The sequence below is a fragment of the Mesorhizobium sp. WSM4823 genome, from assembly GCF_055811195.1.
On sequence record NZ_JBVVQL010000013.1, the window covers coordinates 93,228 to 115,989 of the forward strand.

Genomic DNA, 22,762 nt, shown 5'->3' on the forward strand with positions numbered 1-22,762 from the left:
GCAGAGCGAGGGCGGGTCTACTTCATAGGTTCAGCTTTTTGAACTTGCCGGTTTCTTATATCGGCTATTACTCTTGCTTATTAATCACGACGGGAGTTGCCATCATGGACCGCTTGACCGAACTGGCCAGCTTCGTACGCGTCTGCGATTCCGCCAGCTTCTCGGCGGCAGCGCGCGAGTTGGGCTTGAGCCAGCCGGCCGTCAGCCAGCAGATCCGAGCGCTGGAAAAGCGTTTAGGCGTCCGGCTCTTTGACCGTACGACCCGCTATGTTTCGCCGACGGAAGCCGGCCGGCGTTATCTGGAGCGAGCCCGCGACATCATGGAGCGCATCGGGGACGCGGACCGCAGCGTCGGCTGCCTCGAATCGAAGATGTGCGGGCGCCTTGCCGTCGGTGCGCCGGCCAGCTTCGGTGCCGGTGTGCTCGGCAACTATCTAATCGAGTTCAAGCGCACCTATCCGGAACTGATGCTCGACGTGGCGCTGACCGACAGCTTCGTCGACGTGATCGCGGAGAGGCTCGATGTCGTTATCCGAATGGGGACCATCGATGATGATCGGCTGATCGTGCGCAAATTGGGTGTAATGGAGCGACGTCTCGCGGCAACGCCGGGCTATCTCGACCGGATGGGCCGGCCGCGGCGCCCAGAGGATCTTGCCGGGCATGACTACCTGCATTACGCCCACATCACGACCCGCGATATCGTGCCGCTCACCGGCCCAGGCGGCGAAAAGGCCGAGGTGCGGATCCGGCCCACCATGTGCTCCAACAATTCACTCCTTAACCAGCAGGCACTGCTGTTTGGCATCGGCATCGGCCTCGGGCACAAGGTGATACTCGACCCGCTCGTCGCCCAAGGGCGGCTCGAATATGTGCTGCCGGACTGGCACTACGCACCGCATCACGTGCATGCGGTCTATCCATCGAACCGCTTCATTCCGTTGAAGGTCAGGCGGTTCGTTGCTGGCTTCGCCGACCACCTCGCCGCGATGGGTGCGTTCATCGATGACGAAAAAAGCGTGCACACCCAGGAAAGGGCGCCGGCCTAGAGCGGGATGCGTTCAAATTGAACCGAGCATCCCGCTCTATCTATTTGTTTTGGCCGCATTTCTGCGACGCCAAGTGATTCCACTTGGCTGCAAAATGCTCCAGTGAAGTCTGGCGTTTGTACGCGCAGGGAAATGGCGGAGGCGAGAGAGTCGCGATGTGGCGCGGCGGAGATAGGCGTAGCCCCGCAACCGCGCGGTGAGTAACTGTCGGGCGGACGGTGGCCGCAAAGCCTGGAGGCGGTCGGCCTACACCGTTGCGGCTGCTGCTCCCGCAGGACACATAAACGACCCTTCATGGCTCATTCCTCCGGGCGACCGAGAAACCGCTTCACAGCGTCAAGAAACACCCCCCGTCCCGCGGCCTCGCGGTCGAGATGCACGAAGTGCGTGGCTTCAGGGATGTCCAGACGTTCCGCTTTTGGTGCTTCGTCTGCGATTGTCTTCGCATCCTGCGGCCGGCTCCAGAAATCCCGTCCGGAACGGACGACAAGCACGGGCATGGTGAGCGCCGCCGCCGACCATTGCCGGCGATCGAACGCCAGTTCGAAGCTGTCAGCCATGGCGCCGCTCGGTGACCGGAAACTCGGCGGCTGGCGCCTCGATGCGATCTCGTCGGAGGCGAGTGCCGCGTCACCATAGGCAGTAGTGACCGCGGGATCGCGCCACTGAGCCTTGTCCGCGACCGGGATGCTGTCGTCCCAGGCGGTGAATAGGCTCGCACGTGTGTTCAGCCGATAACCGCCGAACGCCTGGACGTTGAACGTCCCAGGCCGGTCGGGATTTTCAAGCGGCGAACCGGTGCCAAGGGTGGGATGCCGGTCTGAGCCTCCATACAGGGTGTTGTAGAGGATGAGCCGATCAACCGTCTGCGGGAACCGGCTGGCATAGGCGCCGGCCCAATGTCCGCCGGTGGCCCAGCCGACAAGGCTGACCCTTGAAACGTCGCTCCATTTCGCGATGGCGTCGACCGCTGCGGAAATGTCCGCCACGACATCTTCGGTGCGCATCAGGGGAGCGGACTGGTCCGGCGGCCTGTTCATCGCCGCAGGGCGGCTCGATGCGCCGTAGCCGCGAAGGTCCAGGACATAGACATGGTGCCCGTCCGCCGCGAGGTCGGCGGCAAGCGACCCACCCGCAACAGGCAGATCGAAGGACGCTACACCGGGCACGCGTGCGCCATGGATGAGGAGGACGGCAGAGTTAGCTTCGGGAGCGACCCCAGGGCGGCGCACCTCCCGGACGAAGAGGCGCTCGCCGGTCCGAAGTTCGACGAACCGGTCGGCCCGGACGAGATCCGGCTTTCCTGCCGGTACTGGAGCGGCGGTCATCATGGCTGCTGTGAGCACGAGGGGGACGGCGAAGTGGGACATCATGACATCTCCGGGGACAATTGCGTTCCGCAAAGACTGTCAGCTATTTCATATCTTATCGATGACGTTTTTGATGGTTTTTGATACCGTCAAGATATGGAACTTCGGCACTTGCGACATTTCCTCGCTGTCGCAGAGGAATTGCATATGGGACGTGCCGCACTGCGGCTGGCCATGGCGCAGCCTCCGCTTAGCCAATCGATCGGACGTCTTGAGAAGGAACTCGGCGTCAAACTGTTCGAACGGGCCAACCGCCGCATAACCTTGACGCGCGCGGGCTTGGCCTTCGTGGACGAGGCCCGGGCATCCGTGCGGCACGCCGATTCGGCGCTTCACGTCGCCCGCGCAGCGCATGACGGCGAAGCCGGCGAGATCAGGATCGGCTTCGTGTCGGCGGCCCTCTACGAGCATCTGCCGCATCTCCTGTCCCGGCTTCGCGAGAAATATCCTGATATCCACCCAAAGCTCATCGAGATGTCCACCAATGAGCAGATTGCCGCGTTGTCGTTGAGTGAGATCGACATCGGGTTCGTGCATCCACCGCTCGGGACCGACGAACGTCTCGACGTCTATGACTATCCTGCTGAAGATCTCGTCGCCGTCCTGCCTGATGACCGGCAGACACACGCGGTGACGCTGGCGGACATTGCCCACCATGGGCTCATCACGTTTCCGGCGGCACAAGGCCCGGCGCTCCATGCCCGCATCATGGACGGGTTTACCAAGGCTGGCCTCAACGTTCGGATCGTCCAGGAGGCAACGCGGGCCCTGACCATGCTCTCGCTCGTGTCCGCCGGCTTGGGCGCGGCGCTGCTGCCACGATCGACACTGCGTCTCGTGTTCGAGGGCGTCCGGTATGCATCGATCGCCGACGCATCGCTGCCAGCGTGGCCACTTGCCGTGATTGCGAAACGGCGGCCACGGCCGACCGTTGTCGATAGCGTCTGGAAACTGCTTGAGGTTCAGACGTGACTTGACCGCCCGCGATCCGAGACACCCGATCGCGCATTGCGCTCGACGAGACACGCACCGGCCGTGACAATGAAGGTAAGCGTTTCGGTGCAACAGACTGACATAGATGTGTTTTTTACGGCCCGTTCGCCTAATTGGCGGTTGCGTCATTTGGCATCGTGAAAAACCAACGCTGCATGCTAAAAGGCTTCACGGCAGGATCGCAGGGAGGCCAGTATGGAAGGCGAAAGCAAAAAAGCAGCCCGGTCGGACCTCGACGAAGCCGCCCTTTATTTTCACAAGCACCCAAGGCCTGGAAAGCTTGAAATCCAGGCAACGAAGCCACTCGGCAACCAGCGCGACCTGGCGCTTGCCTACTCGCCCGGCGTCGCTGCGCCCTGTCTGGAAATCCGCGACAATCCGGCAACCGCCGCCGACTACACGGCGCGAGCCAATCTGGTTGGTGTCGTTTCCAACGGTTCGGCAGTGCTCGGCCTCGGCAATATCGGCCCGCTGGCCTCCAAGCCGGTGATGGAAGGCAAGGCGGTGCTGTTCAAGAAGTTCGCCGGCATCGACGTCTTCGACATCGAGATCGACGCGCCTGACATCGAGCGCATGGTCGAGACGATCTCGGCGCTGGAGCCGACCTTCGGCGGCATCAACCTCGAAGACATCAAGGCGCCCGAATGTTTCGAGGTCGAGGAGCGGCTGAAGGCCCGCATGGCCATACCGGTCTTCCACGACGACCAGCACGGCACCGCGATCATCGTCGCCGCCGCGGTGCTCAATGGGCTCGAATTTGCCGGCAAGACGATCTCAGACATCAAGATCGTCACCTCCGGCGCCGGGGCAGCTGCCCTTGCCTGCCTTAACTTGCTGGTTTTGCTCGGCGCGCGCGTCGAAAACATCTGGGTCACCGACCGTTTCGGCGTCGCCTACAAAGGCCGCGTCGACGAGATGGACCGCTGGAAAGACCCCTATGTGAAAGACACCGAGGCGCGCACGCTGGCCGATGTGCTGCCGGGCGCCGACGTGTTCCTGGGTCTTTCGGCCGCCGGCGTGCTGAAACCGGAATTGCTCCATCATATGGCCCCTAAGCCGCTGATCCTGGCGCTGGCCAATCCCAATCCCGAGATCATGCCGGAAGCGGCACGGGCAGCGCGACCCGACGCGATGATCTGCACCGGCCGTTCCGATTTCCCCAATCAGGTCAACAACGTACTCTGTTTTCCTTACATTTTCCGTGGCGCGCTGGACTGCGGCGCCAGCGCCATCAACGAAGAGATGAAGATGGCGGCCGTGCGGGCGATTGCGGCCCTTGCCCGCGAAGAGCCGTCGGATGTCGCCGCCCGCGCCTATTCCGGCGAAACGCCGATCTTTGGGCCTGATTTCCTGATCCCCTCGCCCTTCGATCCCAGGCTGATCCTGCGCATCGCGCCGGCCGTCGCCAAGGCCGCCTGCGATACCGGCGTCGCGACACGGCCGATTACCGACTTCGCCGCTTATATCGACACGCTGAACCGCTTCGTCTTCCGCTCAGGCCTGGTCATGAAGCCGGTGTTCACGATGGCCAAGACGTCGAATGCCAAGCGCGTCATCTATGCCGACGGCGAGGACGAGCGCGTGCTGCGCGCCGCGCAGGTGGTGCTGGAGGAAGGCATCGCCGAGCCGATCCTGATCGGCCGCCCGCATGTCATCGAGGTCAGGCTGAAACGCTACGGTCTGCGCATCAAGCCCGGCGTCGATTTCGGCCTGATCAATCCCGAGGACGATCCCCGCTATCGCCACTATGTCGATCTTTTGATCGAACTCGCTGGCCGGCGCGGCGTGACGACGGAGGCCGCGCGCACCATGGTGCGCACCGACAACACGGTGATCGCAGCCCTTGCCCTCAAGCGTGGCGACGCCGACGCCATGGTCTGCGGCCTGGAGGGGCGTTTCGAGCGGCATTTGCGCAACGTCACCCTGATCATCGGGCCGCGCGCCGGGATCAGGGATCACGATTTGTCGACGCTTTCGATGCTGATCTCGCAGCGCGGCATCATTTTCCTCACCGACACCCATGTCACCGTCGATCCGACGGCCGAGGAGATCGCCGAGATGACGGTGCTGGCGGCTGAAGAAATCCAGCGCTTCGGCATCGAGCCCAAGGCGGCCCTGCTGTCGCATTCGGATTTCGGCTCACGCGACTCGCCAAGCGCGCTCAAGATGCGGCAGGCTGCGGCGATCCTGGCACGCATCGCGCCGGACCTGCAATGCGACGGCGAGATGCATGCCGACTCGGCCCTGTCCGAGCAATTGCGCCAGCGCGTCTATCCGCATTCGCGGCTGAAGGGCGAAGCCAATCTGCTGGTCTTCCCCAACCTCGATTCGGCGAACATCACGCTCACAGCACTGCGCACGATGATGGACGCGCTGCATGTCGGCCCGATCCTGCTCGGCACCGACAGGCCGGCGCATATATTGACGCCATCGGTGACGTCGCGCGGTGTCGTCAACATGACGGCGCTCGCGGTGGTTGAAGCCGCCCACAAGGCGCAGGCGGTCGTAAATCTGGGCTAAAGCAGCCGTTCGCGGTAGGCTAAGCAAACAGCAGCCGCAGATGCGGTAGATTCGCGACGGACGGATAAACGGAGTTCTGGGCGAATGATGGGCGGAGGGTGGAAGCTGACGCGTGCCGCGGCGCTGCTCGCCGCCTTCGCATTATCAAGCTTTGCCGTCACTCAGCCGCAGGCCGCCTCCCGTGTTTGCCGCCAGCTGGAGGCCGACCTCGCGGCCGCTGCGCGTGGCGGCGGCGGCAAGCCGGTGCTGCTCAGGAAATATGACGACGCAATCGTGCGGCAGCGTGAGCAGATTGCAAAGGCAAGCCGCCAGGCCAACAGCGCCGGCTGCGGCTTTTCGCTGTTCGAACGCAATCGAAACGCCTGCGCCGCACTCGACGCCACGCTTGGCCGCATGAACGCCAATCTCGATGCCCTGCAGGCGAAGCGCGCGCAGCTCGCCGGCGGCGGCTCGCGCCGCGATCGCGCCCGCATATTGGCCTCGCTCGACGCCAATGGCTGCCGCGACGGTGTCGTGCCTTCAAAGCGTGCGCCTGTCTTGGAAGCGAACCGTGAAAACGGAAATCTGCTCGATCGGCTTTTGGGCGACGCCAGAAGTCAGCCCGAGGCGCTGGATGAGCCGAGCGATCCCAATAAACAACGCGGTATCCGCGCCGTGATCAATCGGCCAGACGGCATGGACCTGCCACGTCTTGACGGCGAATTCCGCACAATGTGCGTGCGCACCTGCGACGGCTATTTCTTCCCGATGTCGAACGCCGCCTCGCTGGGCGATTTCGAGCGCGACCAGAAGAACTGCGATTCGAGTTGCCCCGGTACCGAGATGCAGGTGTTTTATACGCGCGGCATTGGCGACGATTCGGTGGACATGACGTCTGCGGTAACCGGCAGGCCCTATAGCGAACTGCCGACCGCCTATCTCTACAAGCAGCCCGAAATCTCACGTCCACCGACCTGCGGCTGCAACGCCGCAAAGAATTTCGAGATCATTGCCGGCAATCCGCCAACCCCGGAACAGACTGACTCCGATGGAGAGACCACGTCGTTTTTTCCGGCGCCTGTCGCCAGACCTGATCCAGGCGCCGACCCCGAGACTTTGGTCAAGCCCTTGCCGACGACCTTGCCGCCGCCGGAACAGCGCAAGGTCAGGGCCGTCGGGCCAGCGTTCCTTCCCGACCCAGCAGCGGCAACAGATCCGCTAGCTCCGGCCCCGAAGGCTGTCCGGTAAGTGCCAGTCTGAGCGGCATGAACAGCGCCTTGCCCTTGCGGCCGGTCGCTTCCCTGATCCTGCCCGTCCACTCCTTCCAGACCGACCCATCCCACGGATCTTCCGGCAACAGGTCGAACGCCTGGCGAAGGAAATCGCGGTCGACATCGGAAAAGTCCGGCTGCTCCTGCAGGCCGTCGCGAAGTGTGCGCCACCAGATTGCTGCATCGGCCAGCCTGTCGAGATTGCCGCGCACTGCCAGCCAGAAGGGCTCGGCCTGTTCGCCTGATATGCCGAACACGATCAGCCGGTCGCGCGCCTCGGAAAACGGCATATGGTGCAGCAGCGTGCGGTTGAGTACGAAAAGCTCGTCCGGATCGAATTTGGCGGCGGATTTCGACGCCGCGGCCGGATCGAAGCGCCGTGCAAGTTCGGCCATGTCAGGCACCGCCACGACATTTTCCGAGGTACCGACAAACACGGCCAGCGAAGCGACGGCCATCGGCTCGATGCCGGTCTCGCGCAGGCTTTCGATGGACAGCGCGCCGGTCCGCTTCGACAGGCCCTCGCCCGATGCGGTGGTCAACAGGTTGTGGTGGCCGAACACCGGCGGCTCGGCACCCAGCGCCTGGAACAGGGCGATCTGCACGCCCGTATTGGTGACGTGGTCGTCGCCGCGGATGATATGGCTGACTGACATTTCGATGTCGTCGACCACCGAAGGCAAAGTGTAGAGATAGGTGCCGTCCTCGCGCAGTAGAACCGGGTCGGAAAGCGACGCAAGGTCGACAGTTTCTTCACCGCGAACCAGGTCCTTCCAGTGGATTTCGGTGCGTTCCGGCGCCAAGGGATCACTGGTGAAATTGGGCAGGAGAAAGCGCCAGTGCGGCCGGCGGCCATCGGCCTGGTATTCGGCGACCTGCTCCGACGTCAGCGTCAATGCCTCCCTGCCATAGACCGGCGGCAGGCCGCGCGTGCGGCGCACCTTGCGCCTGAGATCGAGCTCTTCCGGGGTTTCGTAGCAGGCATAGAGCAGGCGCGCCGCCTTCAATTTCTCCATCGCCGCATCGTAGATCTCGAAGCGCCGTGACTGATATTCGGTGGCATCAGGAAAGATGCCCAGCCAATGCAGGTCGTAGAGAATGGCGTCGGAGAATTCCTGCGTCGAGCGCGCGACATCGGTGTCGTCGAAGCGCTGGATGAAGCGGCCCTTGTTGTTCAAGGCGAACAGCCAGTTGAACAGCGCGGTGCGCGCATTGCCGATGTGAATACGGCCGGTCGGGGATGGGGCGAAACGGACGGTAACTGTCATGAACGGGGCGTACCGGATGATTTTCGTATTGACAAGACACGCCCCCGCGCCTGGCGGCAGACATAGAACATGACGAAGGCGATGAAAAGGCTGGAGCGCCGCGCGTCCATCAAGACGCGCAGCACTCCGTCAGATCACCAGTCCCTTAGTCAATTCGAGCGCCTGGCGCTCGAACAGCCGGCGGTAGATGCCGCCTTGCAGCCGGATCAGCTGATCATGCGACCCCTCTTCGACGATGCGGCCGCGGTCGAACACCAGAAGCCTGTCCAGCGCCCGCACCGTCGAAAGCCGGTGCGCGATGACCAGCGTCGTGCGGCCGACCATCAACCGCTCCATCGCCTGCTGGATCAGCACCTCCGATTCCGAGTCGAGGCTCGACGTCGCCTCGTCCAGAATGAGGATCCGCGCATCGGCAAGGAAAGCACGTGCGATCGCCACGCGCTGGCGCTCGCCGCCCGATAGCTTCACGCCGCGCTCTCCGACCAGCGTGCCGTAACCCTTCGGCAGGTCGACGATGAAGTCGTGCGCACTGGCCAGCCGCGCGGCATGCTCGATCTCGGCTTGCGTGGCGCTCGGCCGGGCATAGGCGATGTTTTCGGCCAGCGACCGGTGGAACAGGATCGGCTCCTGCTGGACGATGGCGATCTGCCCGCGCAGCGACGCCTGCGCCACCCCGGCAATATCCTGGCTGTCGATCCGGATCGTTCCCGCGTTCACGTCGTAAAGGCGCTGGATCAGCTTGACGAAGGTCGTCTTGCCCGAGCCCGAATGGCCGACCAGCCCGACGCGTTCGCCCGGCGCGATATCCACCGAAAAGTCACGATAGAGCGGCAGGCGGTGGCTGCCATAATGGAAGGTGACGTTGTCGAAGCTGATGCGGCCGTCGGTGATGCGGATCGGCTTGGCGCCCGGCGCATCCTCGATGCCGAGCGGCTCGGACTGGAAGTCGACCAGTTCCTCCATGTCGTTGATCGAGCGCTGCAGATTGCGGATATGCGTACCAATATCGCGCAAATAGCCCTGCAGCACGAAGAACGAGGTCAACACGAAGGTGACATCGCCGGCGCTCGCCTGCCCCCACGTCCACAAAAGCAAGGAGAAGCCGATCACCGCTGTTCTCAGAAGCAGCAGCATCACCCCTTGCGTGGTGCCGTTGACGGTGCCACGCACCCAGGTGCGGCGCGTGCGGGCGCGCCATCTGGCGACGACTTTGGCAAGGCGCGTTTCCTCGCGTTCCTCGGCGCCAAAGCCCTTGACCACCGCGTTGCAGCTCACCGCATCGGCCAGCGAACCGCCCAGGCGCGTGTCCCACGCGTTGGCAAGCCTTGCCGCCGGCGCGACATAGCCGAGCGACAGCATCGCGGTCACTGCGATGAACAGCACCGAGCCTGCGGCAACGACGGCACCCATCAGCGGCCAGAACCAGCCGAGCAGCAGCGTCGAGCCGACGAGCATGACGAGCGACGGCAGCAGCGCAATCAGGATCGTGTCGTTGAGCAGGTCGAGCGCCCACATGCCACGGGTTATCTTGCGCACGGTCGATCCGGCGAAGCTGTTGGCGTGCCAGTCGGTGGAAAACCGTTGAACGCGGTGGAAGGCGTCGGCGGCAATGTCGGCCATCATCTTCAGCGTCAGGTCAGTGATGCCCATGAAGGCGAGGTTGCGCAGCACGACGCCCGCGAGCGCCAGCGCCACCAGCATGGAAAACGCCGCCATCGCTGCGTTCCACGCGATCTCATCGGCCGTCGCACTGCTGGCGACGGCATCGACCAATCGCCCCGAATAGAGCGGCGTCAGCACGTCGGCCGAGGTCGACAGCAAGAACGTGCCCATGATGAGCGAAAGCCGCCACGGCTGACGCCGCCAATGGCTGAGCGTGAAGCCAAGAACGCTGCGAAAGGCGCCCGCGCGTAAATCTATCTGAAAACGAGCCATGATGTCATTCGGGCGCAAACGAGCCCGGTCCCGGTAGGTCGAAAATTGAAAAAACCCGCGTTGGGCAACTGGCGCCCGGGAATGCGGAGGTTCGGCATATTTGGCGGCTCGCCCCAATAAGGGCGGCGACCGGCATCGACGAACGCCTGTTGTCAGATGGGCTCGGCCGTGAAGGTGAAAACCTTCCGGCGCGCCGTCTGAGACCTAGGCTTCGCGGCCTCGCATAACGATGTCAAATCCTGCCATTCGGTCCTCCCATTAGAGCGACGTGCGTCCATTTGGACGCACAAAGTACGCTCTAACTTTGAATCTGCGCATCGTGCTTTCCGAAAATCGATGCCGATTTTCGGGCCGATGCGTAGGAATCGCGGAAAGGCGTTTATAGAGACGCCTCACCGCCACGCCAAGCCAGCGAGCGACCGAAAGCACATCTGGTCTAACCAGTGAGACCATTTTGCAACAATCGCGGGTTGTACGCTCGCTCAGGCTGCCGCGATGCGGTCGAGACGCATGTAGCGACCATCGGTGGACGGCCTGAAGCCGAGTTTCTCGTAGACCGCATGGGCATCGTTGGTCGACAGGCTCCAGTGGGTGACTGTCTTGCAATCCGGATGATCGATAAGCGCCTGGACAAGCCGTGTACCAAGGCCTCGCCCGCGATGTTCCGGCCAGATGATGATATCGGCCAGATAGGCAAACACCGTGCGGTCGGTGATCGCCCGGCCGAAGCCGATTTGCTTGCCGTCGAGATAAGCCGCGACGCAAAGCGAATTGGCAAAGGCGCGGCGGTGGAGTTCGTCGCTGCGCCCGCTGCCCCAGTAGCTTGCCATCAACAGGTCGGAGGTCGCCCGGAAGTCGATCCGCGACACGTCGAAGCTGATTTCACAATCAGGCATGGCTGCGGTGTTGATCATTCTGGACAGCCGTCGTCTATCCGCCATCCCTGAACCGGTTGGTGATGGGATAGCGGCGGTCGCGGCCGAAATTCTTTTTGGTGATCTTCACGCCGGGCGCCGCCTGCCGGCGCTTGTATTCGGCGATATAGAGCAGGTGCTCGATGCGCGTCACCGTCGCCCGGTCGTGGCCACGGGCAACGATCTCGTCGACACCCATCTCGTTCTCGACCAGACACTCCAAGATGTCGTCCAGCACCGGATAGGGCGGCAGCGAATCCTGGTCCGTCTGGTTCTCGCGCAGTTCCGCCGACGGTGCCTTGTCGATGATGTTGTTCGGGATCACCTCGCCGGAAGGGCCCAGTGCGCCCGGCGGCACGTGTGTATTGCGCCAGCGCGACAGTGCGTAGACCTGCATCTTGTAGAGGTCCTTGATCGGGTTGAAGCCACCATTCATGTCGCCATAGAGCGTGGCGTAGCCAACCGACATCTCGCTCTTGTTGCCGGTGGTGACGACCATCGAGCCGAATTTGTTGGAGATCGCCATCAAAATGGTGCCGCGCGCGCGGCTCTGCAGGTTTTCCTCGGTGATGCCTTCCTTGGTGCCCTCGAAAAGCTGCGTCAGCGCATGCAGGAATCCCTCGACCGGCTCGAAGATTGGCACGATGTCGTAGCGGCAGCCGAGCGCACGGGCGCAATCCTCGGCGTCCTTGAGCGAGTCCTTCGAAGTGTAGCGGTAGGGCATCATCACGGCGCGCAGCCGTTCCTCGCCAAGCGCATCGACGGCAAGTGCGGCGCAGATCGCCGAATCGATGCCGCCAGAAAGGCCGAGCACCACATTCTTGAAGCCGTTCTTGTTGACGTAGTCGCGCAGGCCCAGCATGCAGGCGCGGTAATCGGCCTCCTCCTTTTCCGGGATTTTCGACATCGGTCCTTCGGAGCAGACCCAGCCCTCGGAATTATTTCCATTTTGCAGGCCTGCGACGGTCCGGTTCCGCTTCCAGGTGGTGACGTTGACCGTCTCCTCGAACTGGCTCATCTGGAAGGCCAGCGTCTTGTCGGCGCCGATGGCAAACGACGCACCGTCGAAGATCAGTTCGTCCTGGCCGCCAAGCTGGTTGGCGTAGATGATCGGCAATCCGCATTCGATAACCTGTCGAATGACGATCTGGTGGCGAACGTCGACCTTGCCGCGATAGTAGGGCGAGCCGTTCGGCACCAGCAGGATTTCAGCGCCACTTTCGGCCAGCGTCTCGCAGATGCCGACATCGCCCCATATGTCCTCGCAAATCGGAATTCCCAGACGCACGCCGCGGAAATTGACCGGCCCCTGCATTTCAGGACCGGCCTGGAAGACGCGCTTCTCGTCGAATTCGCCGTAGTTCGGCAAATCGAGCTTATAGCGCTCGGCAAGGATCTTGCCGCCATCGGCAACGATGATCGAATTGTGCGTGCCGCTCTTGCGCTTCAGCGGCGTGCCGATGATGACGCCCGGCCCGCCATCAGCGGTATCGCCGGCGAAATCCTGCGCCGCTCGCTCGCAGGCCTTCAGGAATGCAGGCTTTAGCACCAGATCCTCCGGCGGATAGCCTGCGAGGAAAAGCTCGGTGAACAGCACGAGGTCGGCGCCCTGGCGAGCGGCATCCGCCCTCGCCTCGCGCGCCTTGGCGAGATTGCCGGCGACGTCGCCCACCGTCGGATTGAGCTGGGCAACGGCGATGCGCAATATGTCGGAAGCGGTCTTGTCGGTCATGCCTGCTGACTTAGCGCGACAGAATTCGCCGGGCAATGGCGTTTGCTTGGACCACCCCAGACCGAATGACACATGTCATTCGTGTCAGACCGAATGACACATGTTGATCGTGTCGGACCGATCGGCACGTCGTTCTGTCCTATTCACCCATGTATTCGCGCAGCGCTTCCGGCGAATGGTTCTCGCCGATCGACATCGCCAGAATGCGCGAAATGTGCCGACGCGGCAGACTGGTTTGCGCCGCCCAGGCATTGATCAGGGTCTGGATCTTATCGAGATCCCTCTTCGAGGTCGGGTTTTCGGCGATGTCCAGGCCGGCGTCGCGAAGTGCGGCCGCCATGTCGCTTGAGACAATGAAAGCATCCCACTCCAGCCACCTCAGAAAATACTGGCCGGTGTTGCCGCCGAGCCGGCTGCCATGCTTGCCGAGATAGGCCATCAGACCGACCTGGTCGTCGGCAGGCCAGGCGGCGAGGAATTCGCCGAAGCCGCCATGCTCCTTCGACACCCGCTCGACGAAGGCCGCGTTGTCGCGAACGGATTTGATCTTCTGCGGGTTGCGCACGATACGCTGGTCGAACGCCAGGTCGTGCCAGAAATCGTCCGGCTGGAACAGCAGCCGCTTCGGCTCGAAGCGGAGGAATGCCTCTTCGAAACCAGGCCATTTCTGCTCGATGACGCGCCAGACGAAACCAGCGGCGAAAACACGCTCGGCCATGGTCGAGAGGATGCGGTCGTCGGTAACTTCAGCGACCGCGGCACTATCGGGCATAGGCCCCAGCAGCGATGCCAGTGCCGCTTCCCCGCCCTTGCGTTTGGCCGCGCGGGCGCGGATTTTTTGAAAATCCATCATTGTTTCCTCACCTTATCGCGTCAATCTACCACTTCCCGTGCGAACCGGCAGCCTCTAGGTCTATCGCGGACGCTGACGACGGAGGCGACAATGAACAAGACGATCGAAGAGCTGGCAAACCGCTGGCTAAAGCGAAGGCCAGACGGGTTAAGTGCGCTTGAGAGCCAGGTGCTGAAATCAACGCTAGAACGCACCACGATCGCGAAGGACACCAACAAGGCCGTCGCTTTTCACCAGACGTTTGGCGACCGCCTCGCCGACAGCATCGCCCGGATCGGTGGCTCGTGGTCCTTCATTGTTGGCTTCATCGCCTTCCTGATCCTGTGGACATCAGGCAATGTCTGGCTTTTGTCGCGCGGCGCCTTCGATCCCTATCCCTTCATCTTCCTCAACCTCATCCTCTCCATGGTCGCTGCGCTGCAGGCGCCGGTGATCATGATGGCGCAAAACCGCCAGGCCGAGCGCGACCGCATCGACGCCGCCCACGACTACGAGGTCAATCTCAAGGCCGAGATCGAGATCATGGCGCTGCATGAGAAGCTGGACGAACTGCGCCACAGCCAGATCGTCGGCATGCGCGACGAGATCGCGCAGCTGGCCGAACAGGTGAAGCGGATCGACGAGATTCTGTCGAAGCAGCGGACGCGTCCATGACGGATGCCATCCATAATCTCATAGAGCAATATGGGCTGATTGCCGTCTTTCTGGGCTGTATCGCCGAGGGCGAAAGTGCCGCCCTGCTTGGCGGTTTTTTCGCGCATCAGCATGTCTTCGTCCTGTGGCAGGCGTTTCTGGCGGCCGCCATCGGCGCCTTTGTCGGCGACACCTTCTTTTTCACCCTTGGCCGAAGCTTCTCCGACCATCCGCTCGTGGTCAAATTGAGGAGCCGGCCGGGCTTCAGCCACGCCTATCGTCTTGTCTCCAGTCATCCCGACATTTTCGTGCTGTCGAACCGCTTTATCTATGGCCTGCGCCTGGTCGGCGGCATCGCGGCCGGATTGTCCGGCATTGCCGTGGCGCGCTTTGTCGTCCTCAACGCCATTTCATCGATCATCTGGGCCGCATTGTTCGGCACCATTGGCTATGTCTTCGGGCTGGGCGCGGAGCGCATCGTCGGGCAGGCGCTGGCCCGTCACGAGCGACTGCTGATCGCTCTGGCGATTGGCTTGGCAGCGGCCGCCCTCGCCTGGTTCGTCGCTCACCATGTCGCCAAGAAAGAACGCAGCAAAGAAATATGAGGCTCAGTCGATGCCGAGCGCCCGGTCGCCACGGTCGAGGATCAGCGGAATGATCAGGTCTTCCTCATCGGCAAGATGCCGGGTCAGCATGGCGATCAGCCGGCTGTTCTCGTCGGCATAGGTATCGGCGGCAAAGCGCTGCTTGTCCTCGCTGTCCTGAAGCGTGCGGATGAAGGCGTTCGCCGTCTCGGCATTGCGCTCCAGCCCCTCATGGATCGTGTGATGATCGGCATCGAGAATCTCGAAGCCGCGCTTCAGCCTTGTCTCCGCCTTGGCGAAGGCCGGAAAATAGTGCTGATCCTCGACATTGTGGTGGCCGTCGAGATTCCCGAGAAAATGATTGAGGCGCGGCGCAAACCACCGCGCGAACTCCGGCGCCGTCAGCCTGCCCTCGCGATAATCGCCAATGCCGTTGGTCAGCATGCCGCCGAGCTCGCGGAACATGTCGTGCCGCTGCAGCCACATATTGGCGATGCCGTGAATGTTGGAATGCGCCTGCCAGACCTCTCGTGGATATTTCTCAATCAGCCAGCGCAAATCATCCGGCAGGCCTGCCCGCTCGAGCAACAAAAAATCGGCGGCTTCCGACATGACGGTCTCCTTTGGTAACCGTCATGTAGTGTCTGAAGTGTCAGATCGGTAGGCCTAAGATTCGCTCGATGATGGCGATGCCCCAGACGCCGGCAACGATCACCACCGAAATCAGCACCGCCAGCGAACCGCAGTCCTTGGCGAGCTGGATATCGACGTTGAACTCCCGGCTGAATGCATCGCATGCCGCCTCGATGCCGGTGTTCAGCACTTCGACCATGATCAGAAGCAGCACCGCGCCGATCAGCAGCGCGTAGCCGCGCCATGACACCGAAACAAACCAGCCGAGCGGCAGCGCCAGCACGAGCAGCATCAGCTCCTGCTGGAAGGCTTTTTCGCTGGCGGCCAATTTCTGAAACGCCCGCACCGAATTGAAGAAAGCATCGATCAGCCGCTGCATACCAAACCTTTCCGAATCACCGGCAGGGGATAGCGCAATGGCCGGATCAAGGGAATAAGGCGATGGCTGCAAAAATCATTCGTCGGCGACCTTGATCGACGGGGCCGACCTTTCGAACTGGGGCAGCGCATCGTCGATCGAATAATAGTCTCCCTTGTCGCCGACGAAGATATGGCTTTGGCCGGAGAGGCCGGACGGCCTGTCGAAGGAGCCGGCCATGATCGAAATCGAGTCCAGTTCGCCATGCTTCCAGAACAGCAGCGAACCGCAGGTGCTGCAAAACCCGCGCTTGGCTACATCGGAAGCACCATACCAGGTGAGCGCATCCTTCCCTTCGATATCGATGTCGGCGTCCTTGGCAGCTGTTGCGGCCACGAAATGCCCGGTCTGCTTACGGCACTGTGAACAATGGCAATAGACGACACCGCGCAGCGGACCCCGCGTCCTGAAGCGCACAGCTCCGCACAGGCATGATCCGCTGTGATTGTCATCCATCTCGGCCTCCAACGAAATCGCCATCCCAATTGCCATCCATGGCATCGGCATCGTTGTCAGGATTCCTGTTTTGCAGCGACTGTGCCCAAGCAAATGCGACATTCGGCGGGCATGTTCGGCCCTGCGGCTATGAATTGCGCTGGGAACGCGGGCGCTGACCGGATCCTGGTGGGGGTGATTCCGGTCGCCTGTCTTTCGCGTAATTCCCTAGGCCGAAACTTCCCGGCAATGGCAGCTATGCGACGGCCTTCGCCACCATGTCCGGATGCTGGCCGATCACCCGCACATAGGCGATGGCGAAATCAGGCGCGGTCGCCCGCGCCTGCTCCCAATCGCGCAGCGTTCCAACAGGAACCCGGAAGCGGCTGGCGAACTCGGACTGCGATAGGCCAAGCCCAGTCCTCGTCTTGCGGATCAGGCGCGCGCGCTGGCCTCGATCCAGCGCTTCGGCCGTCACGTCGAAATCTTCGGCGTCGGCCGGGTCAGCGGGCAGCGTGATATGCTCTTTCTTCACCCTTGTTGCTCCTTCTCACCGAGATAAAACGGGGCAGGTCGCATCGTCAAACAAAAACGCCGGTGAACAGCTTATCCCCGACGGTCCCGACCACTTTGAACCGCTCCTCGCCGTCGATCTCGCGGATTGAGGGTACAATCAGGTGGTCGTGGTCTTCGAAAATCCGATCGCCAAAGGCCAGCGGCAGCTTGTGCTTCTCGCGCCCTTGGCGGCGTCGAACCTGTCTTGCGTCATAGGGGCATGACCATACGGGATTTCAGTATGGAGCGCAAACCTTATTCGCTTGTAAGCTGTCGCGGGTTTTAGGCGTTTCAGATCGTCGTCGGTCTGGCCGACATTGAAGTCGATTAAAACGGCAGTTCTGCACCCGATTTTTGCAACGTCGCATAAATCAGACTTGCGACGTGCTCCAAGGACCGCAACGCGTCCTAACCGGCATTCCACCTCGGGGCACCAAGTGTCGGATTGCCGTCACTCGCCAAAACGACGTCAGCCCACGCTTAACCGGCGTGCGTAGCGCAGCAGCGTTACGCCGGATTTCTCCGGCGCTTCTTTGGTCGTGAATTCCGTTGGCGGCTGAAATCAGCCGTTCACGGCCTGCTTGTGCTGGATCGGGTGGCTCTTCTTGAGCAGGTCCGAGACCAGGAACGCCAGCTCGATCGCCTGGTCGGCATTGAGGCGCGGGTCGCAATGGGTGTGGTAGCGATCCTGCAGTTCCTCGGCGGTGATGGCGCGGGCGCCACCGGTGCATTCCGTGACGTTCTTGCCGGTCATCTCGACATGGATGCCGCCCGGATGCGTGCCTTCGGCGCGGTGCACCTCGAAGAAGGTCTGCACTTCCTTCAGGATGCGGTCGAACGGCCGCGTCTTGTAGCCGGCGGCCTCGATGGTGTTGCCGTGCATCGGGTCGGACGACCACACCACGTTGTGGCCCTCCTTCTGCACCGCCCGCACCAGCTTCGGCAAATGCTCGGCGACCTTGTCGGAACCGAAGCGCGCGATCAACGTCAGCCGGCCGGGCTCATTCTCCGGGTTGAGCAGGTCGATGAGCTGCAACAGGCCATCCGGCGTCAGCGATGGGCCGCATTTCAGGCCAAGCGGGTTCTTGATGCCACGGCAGTACTCGACATGGGCATGATCGAGCTGGCGGGTGCGATCGCCGATCCAGATCATATGGCCTGATGTGGCGTACCAGTCGCCTGAAGTCGAATCGATGCGGGTCAGCGCCTCCTCATAGCCGAGCAGCAGCGCCTCGTGGCTGGTGTAGAAATCGGTCTCGCGCAGCGCGTAGTTGGTCTCCGAGGTGATGCCGACGGCCTTCATGAAGTCCATTGTTTCGGTGATGCGGTTGGCGAGCGCACCGTATTTCTCGCCCTGCGGGCTGTCCGAAACGAAGCCAAGCATCCATTGATGCACGTTCTCCAGGCTGGCGTAGCCGCCCTGAGCGAAGGCGCGCAACAGGTTGAGCGTCGCTGCCGACTGGCGGTAGGCCATCTCCTGGCGTGCGGGATCGGGAATGCGCGACTTTGCGTCGAACTCGATGCCGTTGATGATGTCGCCGCGATAGCTGGGCAGCGTCACGCCACCCTTGGTCTCGTTGTCGGACGAGCGCGGCTTGGCGAACTGGCCTGCGACACGACCGACCTTCACCACCGGCTGCGCGCCGGCGAAAGTCAGCACCACGGACATCTGCAGGAAGACGCGGAAGAAGTCGCGGATGTTGTCCGCGCCATGTTCGGCGAAACTCTCGGCGCAATCGCCACCCTGGAGAAGGAATGCGTCACCGGCAGCGACGGTCGCAAGCTGCTTCTTCAGCTTGCGCGCCTCACCTGCAAAAACCAGCGGCGGAAAGGTGGCGAGCTGGGCTTCCGTGTTCTTCAGCGCGCCTAGATCCGGATAGGCAGGAACCTGCTGGATCGGCTTTGCTCTCCACGAATTCGGCGACCATTTCGTCATCGTTGCACCCAACGCTCTTTCCAGCGGGTGCTATCGCCCGCCATTCGCCCCAATATGGGATCGCGGCTCCATACACGAAGCCGATTTCCTATTCTAGACCGGATTTGGACGTGTGGCGAATGGCGTGGCGCGTCAAAACGGCCGGCGTAGTCATTGGCTAAAGTACCAGCAACGCCTTGCTACGCAGCCTTCTCCACCAACCGAGCCAATTGCGTCATGACGACGGCGGATCCTGCCAGCCGCTTTTCAGGTGTTGGCCAGTCGCGAACGAAAACGACGCTGTGATCCGGCCGGATCTTGGCCAGCGAGCCCTGCTCTCCGATAAACCCAACCAGTCCGACGGGGTTCGAGAACTCCCGCTTGCGGAAGTGAATTACGACGCCTTTTGGCCCTGCGTCGAGCTTTTCGACATTGGCCTTGCGGCAGAGCGCCTTGATGAAGACGATCTTCAAGAGATGCTTCACCTCCTCCGGCAGCGGGCCGAAGCGGTCGATCAGCTCGGCGCCGAATGCATCGATCTCCTCGGTGTTTTCGAGGTCGCCGAGGCGGCGATAGAGCGCCAGCCGCAGCTGCAGGTCCGGAACATAGCTCTCCGGGATCATCACCGCTGTGCCGACGGCGATTTGCGGCGACCAGCCGCCATCCTGCACCTCGCCGGAATCCTTCACCTCGGCGACGGCCTCTTCCAGCATCTGCTGGTAGAGTTCGAAGCCGACCTCCTTGATATGGCCAGACTGCTCTTCGCCGAGAAGATTGCCGGCGCCGCGGATGTCGAGATCGTGGCTGGCAAGCTGGAAGCCTGCGCCCAGCGTGTCCAGCGACTGCAGCACCTTCAGCCGGCGCTCGGCGGTGTCGGTCAGCTTGCGGTTGGCCGGCAGCGTGAACAACGCATAGGCACGCACCTTCGAGCGGCCGACGCGGCCGCGCAGCTGGTAGAGCTGCGACAGGCCGAACATATCGGCGCGATGCACAATCAGCGTGTTGGCGGTCGGGATATCGAGGCCGGATTCGACGATGGTGGTCGACAGCAGCACGTCGTACTGGCCGTCGTAGAAGGCATTCATGATATCGTCGAGCTCGCCGGGCGGCATCTGGCCGTGAGCAACAGCTACTTTCAGCTCAGGCACGGATTCACGAAGGAAATCATGAATTTCCGAGAGATCACTGATGCGCGGCACGACGTAGAAGGAATGACCGCCGCGGTAGCGCTCGCGCAGCAGGGTCTCGCGGATGACCAGCGGGTCGAACGGCGAGATAAAGGTGCGCACCGCCAGGCGGTCGACCGGCGGCGTGGCGATCAGCGACAGTTCGCGCACGCCGGTCAATGCCAGCTGCAGCGTGCGCGGGATCGGCGTCGCCGACAGCGTCAGTACGTGCACGTCGCTCTTCAGGTCCTTCAGCCGTTCCTTGTGCTTGACGCCAAAGTGCTGTTCCTCGTCGATGATCAACAGGCCGAGATTCTTGAACGAGATCGAGGCGCCGAGCAGCGCGTGAGTGCCGACGACGATATCGACCGTGCCCTCGGCGATGCCCCTCTTCGTTTCCGCCAGCTCCTTGGCGCCGACCAGCCGCGAAGCTTGGGCAACGCGGATCGGCAGGCCGGAGAAACGCTGCGAAAAGGTCTTGAAGTGCTGGCGCGACAAGAGCGTCGTCGGTACCACCACCGCGACCTGGAACCCTTCCATCGCCGCGATGAAGGCGGCGCGAAGGGCGACCTCCGTCTTGCCGAAGCCGACATCTCCGCAGATCAGCCGATCCATCGGCTTTCCAGCGCCCAGATCGTCCATGACCGAATCGATCGCCGTCTGCTGGTCGTCGGTTTCCTCATAAGGAAAGCGCGCGGCGAACTCGCCATAGAGGCCATCCGCCGGCACTAGCGAAGGAGCAGCGCGCATCTGCCGCTCTGCGGCGATGCGGATCAGCTGCCCGGCCATGTCGAGCAGCCGCCGCTTCAGCCGCGCCTTGCGCGACTGCCAGGCGCCGCCGCCAAGCTTGTCCAATGTCGCTTCGGCTGTGTCAGAGCCATAGCGCGACAGAAGTTCGATGTTCTCGACCGGCAGGAACAGCCGGTCGTCCCCGGCATAATGGATTTCGAGGCAATCATGCGGCGCACCGACCGCCTCGATGGTGCGCAGCCCGATGAAGCGGCCAATGCCATGGTCGGTATGGACGACGATGTCGCCGGAGGACAACGCCGAGGCCTCGGCGATGAAGTCGGAAGGACGCTTCTTGCGCTTCGAGCGGCGGATAAGCCGGTCGCCCAGAATGTCCTGCTCGGCAACGACGATCAGTTTCTCGGTCTCGAAGCCGGATTCGAGCGGCAGCACGGCAAGTGCCGCCTGCCCCGGTTCGAGCTTTTCCGCCTCGGCCAGCGTGGCGACCGGCTTGAGATTGCCGAGATGATGTTCCGCCAGGATTTGGCCGAGCCGGTCGAGCGAACCTTCGGTCCAGCCGGCGATGATGACGCGGCGGCGGGCGGCGCGCTCATCGGCAATGTGTTTTACGACGACATCGAAGACGTTGATGTTGGGGTCGGCGCGCTCCTCGACAAAGCTGCGGCCATGCCGCGCGCCGGCATGGAAGACTTTTTTCGCTCCGGTGTCGGGCGCGTCGAACGGCGTGAAGTCGATCGCTTCGCGCGGCCCAAGTGAGGCGGTGAGGTTTTCGGGCGACAGATAAAGCAGGTCCGGCGGCACCGGCTTGTAGGGCACGGCGTCCTTCAGCGCGCCGTCCGCTTGCTTCCTGCGCGCCTCATAATGATCGAGGATCAGCGTATGGCGCTCGGTCAGCGCCTCATGCGCCAGATGGTCGAACACGACAGGCGTATCCGGCAGATAGTCGAACACCGTCTCCAGCCGCTCGTAGAAGAACGGCAGCCAATGCTCCATGCCGGCGAAACGCCGTCCCTCGCTGACCGCCGCATAGAGCCCGTCGTCGCGCGAGGGCGCGCCAAAGGCTTCGATGTAGCTGCGGCGGAAACGGCTGATGGTTTCCGGCGTCAGTGCCACTTCACTCATCGCCTGCAGCGCCATCGACTTGCGCTGGCCGGTGGTGCGCTGCGTGGCGGCGTCGAAGACGCGGATCGATTCCAGCGTGTCGCCGAAGAAATCGAGCCGCAGCGCTTCGCTCCAGCCGGGTGCGAACAAGTCGAGAATGCCGCCGCGCACCGCGAATTCGCCGACGCCGCGTACCGTCGGCACCCGTTCGAAGCCTGATATCTCCAGCCGCGATACCAGTGCGTTCATGTCGATCTGGTTGCCGGGTTTGGCGTGAAAGGTCTGCGCCTCGACGAGGCTTGCCGGCGGAATGCGCTGCAGCAGCGCATTGGCGGTGGTCAGAACGACGGCGCGGTGCGGTTTTTTCGCCAGCGCAATCATCGCGGTGAGCGCGTCGAGCCGCCGTGCAGCGGCATCCGAGCCGGGCGAGACACGGTCGTAGGGCAGACAATCCCAAGCCGGCAGTTCGAGCACCGGCAGGCCGGGTGCTGCGAATGAAAGCGCCTCGACGATCGAGGGCAGTCGCTGGCCGTCGCGCGCCACGAACAGCACCGGCCGGTCGGGCGCGATCTCATGCGCAGCCTGCACCAGCGCAAAGGCTTCATAGCCGTCGGCGACGCCGTCGACGATGAACTGGCCAGCACGGCCCTCGGGCAGACCGATAGTGGGAATCAGGCTCATGGAATCA

General features: G+C 62.6%; 18 protein-coding genes. 6 read left to right on the forward strand and 12 right to left on the reverse strand.

Annotated elements, in window-relative coordinates; all coding sequences use genetic code 11:
- Positions 1-104: 104 nt before the first annotated feature.
- Positions 105-1,049 (forward strand): LysR family transcriptional regulator, encoded by a 945-nt coding sequence (locus AC0L26_RS25810; protein ID WP_473635177.1) that lies wholly within the window; start codon positions 105-107, stop codon positions 1,047-1,049.
- A 299-nt stretch (positions 1,050-1,348) separates the two neighbouring features.
- Here AC0L26_RS25810 and AC0L26_RS25815 read toward each other — a convergent pair whose 3' ends face one another.
- A complete protein-coding gene (locus tag AC0L26_RS25815; protein WP_473635178.1) occupies positions 1,349-2,419 on the reverse strand; it encodes an alpha/beta fold hydrolase in 1,071 nt (356 codons plus the stop codon).
- Between the two features lie 96 nt (positions 2,420-2,515).
- Here AC0L26_RS25815 and AC0L26_RS25820 point away from each other — a divergent pair, with 96 nt between their 5' ends.
- The 3 genes from AC0L26_RS25820 (at position 2,516) to AC0L26_RS25830 (ending at position 7,159) form a co-directional block, all read left to right on the forward strand.
- Positions 2,516-3,391, forward strand: coding sequence for a LysR substrate-binding domain-containing protein (locus tag AC0L26_RS25820; protein ID WP_473635108.1), 876 nt, complete (start codon positions 2,516-2,518; stop codon positions 3,389-3,391).
- A 216-nt stretch (positions 3,392-3,607) separates the two neighbouring features.
- Positions 3,608-5,932 carry an NADP-dependent malic enzyme gene (locus AC0L26_RS25825; RefSeq protein WP_473635109.1) on the forward strand — a complete coding sequence of 775 codons (2,325 nt, stop codon included), beginning with the start codon at positions 3,608-3,610 and terminating at the stop codon, positions 5,930-5,932.
- Between the two features lie 84 nt (positions 5,933-6,016).
- Positions 6,017-7,159: a DUF2865 domain-containing protein gene (locus AC0L26_RS25830; RefSeq protein WP_473635110.1), complete on the forward strand. Its 1,143-nt coding sequence runs from the start codon at positions 6,017-6,019 to the stop codon at positions 7,157-7,159.
- Here the strand turns inward: AC0L26_RS25830 and AC0L26_RS25835 are convergent.
- The 5 genes from AC0L26_RS25835 to AC0L26_RS25855 form a co-directional block, all read right to left on the reverse strand.
- The gene (locus AC0L26_RS25835) at positions 7,077-8,450 is read right to left on the reverse strand and encodes a glutamate--tRNA ligase (protein WP_473635111.1); all 1,374 of its coding nucleotides are present in this window, start codon (positions 8,448-8,450) and stop codon (positions 7,077-7,079) included. The two genes, AC0L26_RS25830 and AC0L26_RS25835, sit on opposite strands and share 83 nt — an antisense overlap.
- 129 nt (positions 8,451-8,579) lie before the next feature.
- Positions 8,580-10,385, reverse strand: coding sequence for an ABC transporter ATP-binding protein (locus tag AC0L26_RS25840; protein WP_473635112.1), 1,806 nt, complete (start codon positions 10,383-10,385; stop codon positions 8,580-8,582).
- A 482-nt stretch (positions 10,386-10,867) separates the two neighbouring features.
- Positions 10,868-11,281 (reverse strand): GNAT family N-acetyltransferase, encoded by a 414-nt coding sequence (locus tag AC0L26_RS25845; protein ID WP_473635179.1) that lies wholly within the window; start codon positions 11,279-11,281, stop codon positions 10,868-10,870.
- A gap of 34 nt (positions 11,282-11,315) precedes the next feature.
- Positions 11,316-13,031, reverse strand: coding sequence for an NAD+ synthase (locus AC0L26_RS25850; RefSeq protein ID WP_473635113.1), 1,716 nt, complete (start codon positions 13,029-13,031; stop codon positions 11,316-11,318).
- 139 nt (positions 13,032-13,170) lie between these two features.
- Entirely contained in the window at positions 13,171-13,884 is a 714-nt protein-coding gene (locus tag AC0L26_RS25855) for a DNA-3-methyladenine glycosylase I (protein WP_473635114.1), read from the reverse strand.
- A gap of 90 nt (positions 13,885-13,974) precedes the next feature.
- Here AC0L26_RS25855 and AC0L26_RS25860 point away from each other — a divergent pair, with 90 nt between their 5' ends.
- Both AC0L26_RS25860 and AC0L26_RS25865 read left to right on the forward strand, forming a co-directional pair.
- Positions 13,975-14,538, forward strand: coding sequence for a DUF1003 domain-containing protein (locus tag AC0L26_RS25860; RefSeq protein WP_473635115.1), 564 nt, complete (start codon positions 13,975-13,977; stop codon positions 14,536-14,538).
- Positions 14,535-15,122, forward strand: coding sequence for a DedA family protein (locus AC0L26_RS25865; RefSeq protein ID WP_473635116.1), 588 nt, complete (start codon positions 14,535-14,537; stop codon positions 15,120-15,122). The genes AC0L26_RS25860 and AC0L26_RS25865 overlap by 4 nt, the downstream gene beginning before the upstream one ends.
- Before the next feature lie 3 nt (positions 15,123-15,125).
- Here AC0L26_RS25865 and AC0L26_RS25870 read toward each other — a convergent pair whose 3' ends face one another.
- The 6 genes from AC0L26_RS25870 to mfd form a co-directional block, all read right to left on the reverse strand.
- Positions 15,126-15,713 carry a hemerythrin domain-containing protein gene (locus AC0L26_RS25870; protein ID WP_473635117.1) on the reverse strand — a complete coding sequence of 196 codons (588 nt, stop codon included), beginning with the start codon at positions 15,711-15,713 and terminating at the stop codon, positions 15,126-15,128.
- A 40-nt stretch (positions 15,714-15,753) separates the two neighbouring features.
- Positions 15,754-16,113, reverse strand: a complete 360-nt coding sequence (locus tag AC0L26_RS25875; RefSeq protein ID WP_292218147.1) for a diacylglycerol kinase — start codon at positions 16,111-16,113, stop codon at positions 15,754-15,756.
- Between the two features lie 75 nt (positions 16,114-16,188).
- Positions 16,189-16,608, reverse strand: coding sequence for a GFA family protein (locus tag AC0L26_RS25880; RefSeq protein ID WP_473635118.1), 420 nt, complete (start codon positions 16,606-16,608; stop codon positions 16,189-16,191).
- A gap of 235 nt (positions 16,609-16,843) precedes the next feature.
- Positions 16,844-17,122: a helix-turn-helix domain-containing protein gene (locus tag AC0L26_RS25885; RefSeq protein WP_337143819.1), complete on the reverse strand. Its 279-nt coding sequence runs from the start codon at positions 17,120-17,122 to the stop codon at positions 16,844-16,846.
- A 582-nt stretch (positions 17,123-17,704) separates the two neighbouring features.
- Positions 17,705-19,078 carry a class II 3-deoxy-7-phosphoheptulonate synthase gene (locus AC0L26_RS25890; protein ID WP_473635180.1) on the reverse strand — a complete coding sequence of 458 codons (1,374 nt, stop codon included), beginning with the start codon at positions 19,076-19,078 and terminating at the stop codon, positions 17,705-17,707.
- Positions 19,079-19,257: 179 nt separating this feature from the next.
- On the reverse strand, positions 19,258-22,755 hold the full coding sequence (gene mfd / locus AC0L26_RS25895; RefSeq protein ID WP_473635119.1) for a transcription-repair coupling factor: 3,498 nt from the start codon (positions 22,753-22,755) through the stop codon (positions 19,258-19,260).
- Positions 22,756-22,762: the final 7 nt, after the last annotated feature.

Coding starts and splice junctions, on each gene's coding strand:
- AC0L26_RS25810 (WP_473635177.1), top strand. CDS start 105: ATGGACCGCTTGACCGAACTGGCCAGCTTCGTACGCGTCTGCGATTCC.
- AC0L26_RS25815 (WP_473635178.1), bottom strand. CDS start 2,419: ATGTCCCACTTCGCCGTCCCCCTCGTGCTCACAGCAGCCATGATGACC.
- AC0L26_RS25820 (WP_473635108.1), top strand. CDS start 2,516: ATGGAACTTCGGCACTTGCGACATTTCCTCGCTGTCGCAGAGGAATTG.
- AC0L26_RS25825 (WP_473635109.1), top strand. CDS start 3,608: ATGGAAGGCGAAAGCAAAAAAGCAGCCCGGTCGGACCTCGACGAAGCC.
- AC0L26_RS25830 (WP_473635110.1), top strand. CDS start 6,017: ATGATGGGCGGAGGGTGGAAGCTGACGCGTGCCGCGGCGCTGCTCGCC.
- AC0L26_RS25835 (WP_473635111.1), bottom strand. CDS start 8,450: ATGACAGTTACCGTCCGTTTCGCCCCATCCCCGACCGGCCGTATTCAC.
- AC0L26_RS25840 (WP_473635112.1), bottom strand. CDS start 10,385: ATGGCTCGTTTTCAGATAGATTTACGCGCGGGCGCCTTTCGCAGCGTT.
- AC0L26_RS25845 (WP_473635179.1), bottom strand. CDS start 11,281: ATGCCTGATTGTGAAATCAGCTTCGACGTGTCGCGGATCGACTTCCGG.
- AC0L26_RS25850 (WP_473635113.1), bottom strand. CDS start 13,031: ATGACCGACAAGACCGCTTCCGACATATTGCGCATCGCCGTTGCCCAG.
- AC0L26_RS25855 (WP_473635114.1), bottom strand. CDS start 13,884: ATGATGGATTTTCAAAAAATCCGCGCCCGCGCGGCCAAACGCAAGGGC.
- AC0L26_RS25860 (WP_473635115.1), top strand. CDS start 13,975: ATGAACAAGACGATCGAAGAGCTGGCAAACCGCTGGCTAAAGCGAAGG.
- AC0L26_RS25865 (WP_473635116.1), top strand. CDS start 14,535: ATGACGGATGCCATCCATAATCTCATAGAGCAATATGGGCTGATTGCC.
- AC0L26_RS25870 (WP_473635117.1), bottom strand. CDS start 15,713: ATGTCGGAAGCCGCCGATTTTTTGTTGCTCGAGCGGGCAGGCCTGCCG.
- AC0L26_RS25875 (WP_292218147.1), bottom strand. CDS start 16,113: ATGCAGCGGCTGATCGATGCTTTCTTCAATTCGGTGCGGGCGTTTCAG.
- AC0L26_RS25880 (WP_473635118.1), bottom strand. CDS start 16,608: ATGGATGACAATCACAGCGGATCATGCCTGTGCGGAGCTGTGCGCTTC.
- AC0L26_RS25890 (WP_473635180.1), bottom strand. CDS start 19,078: ATGACGAAATGGTCGCCGAATTCGTGGAGAGCAAAGCCGATCCAGCAG.
- mfd (WP_473635119.1), bottom strand. CDS start 22,755: ATGAGCCTGATTCCCACTATCGGTCTGCCCGAGGGCCGTGCTGGCCAG.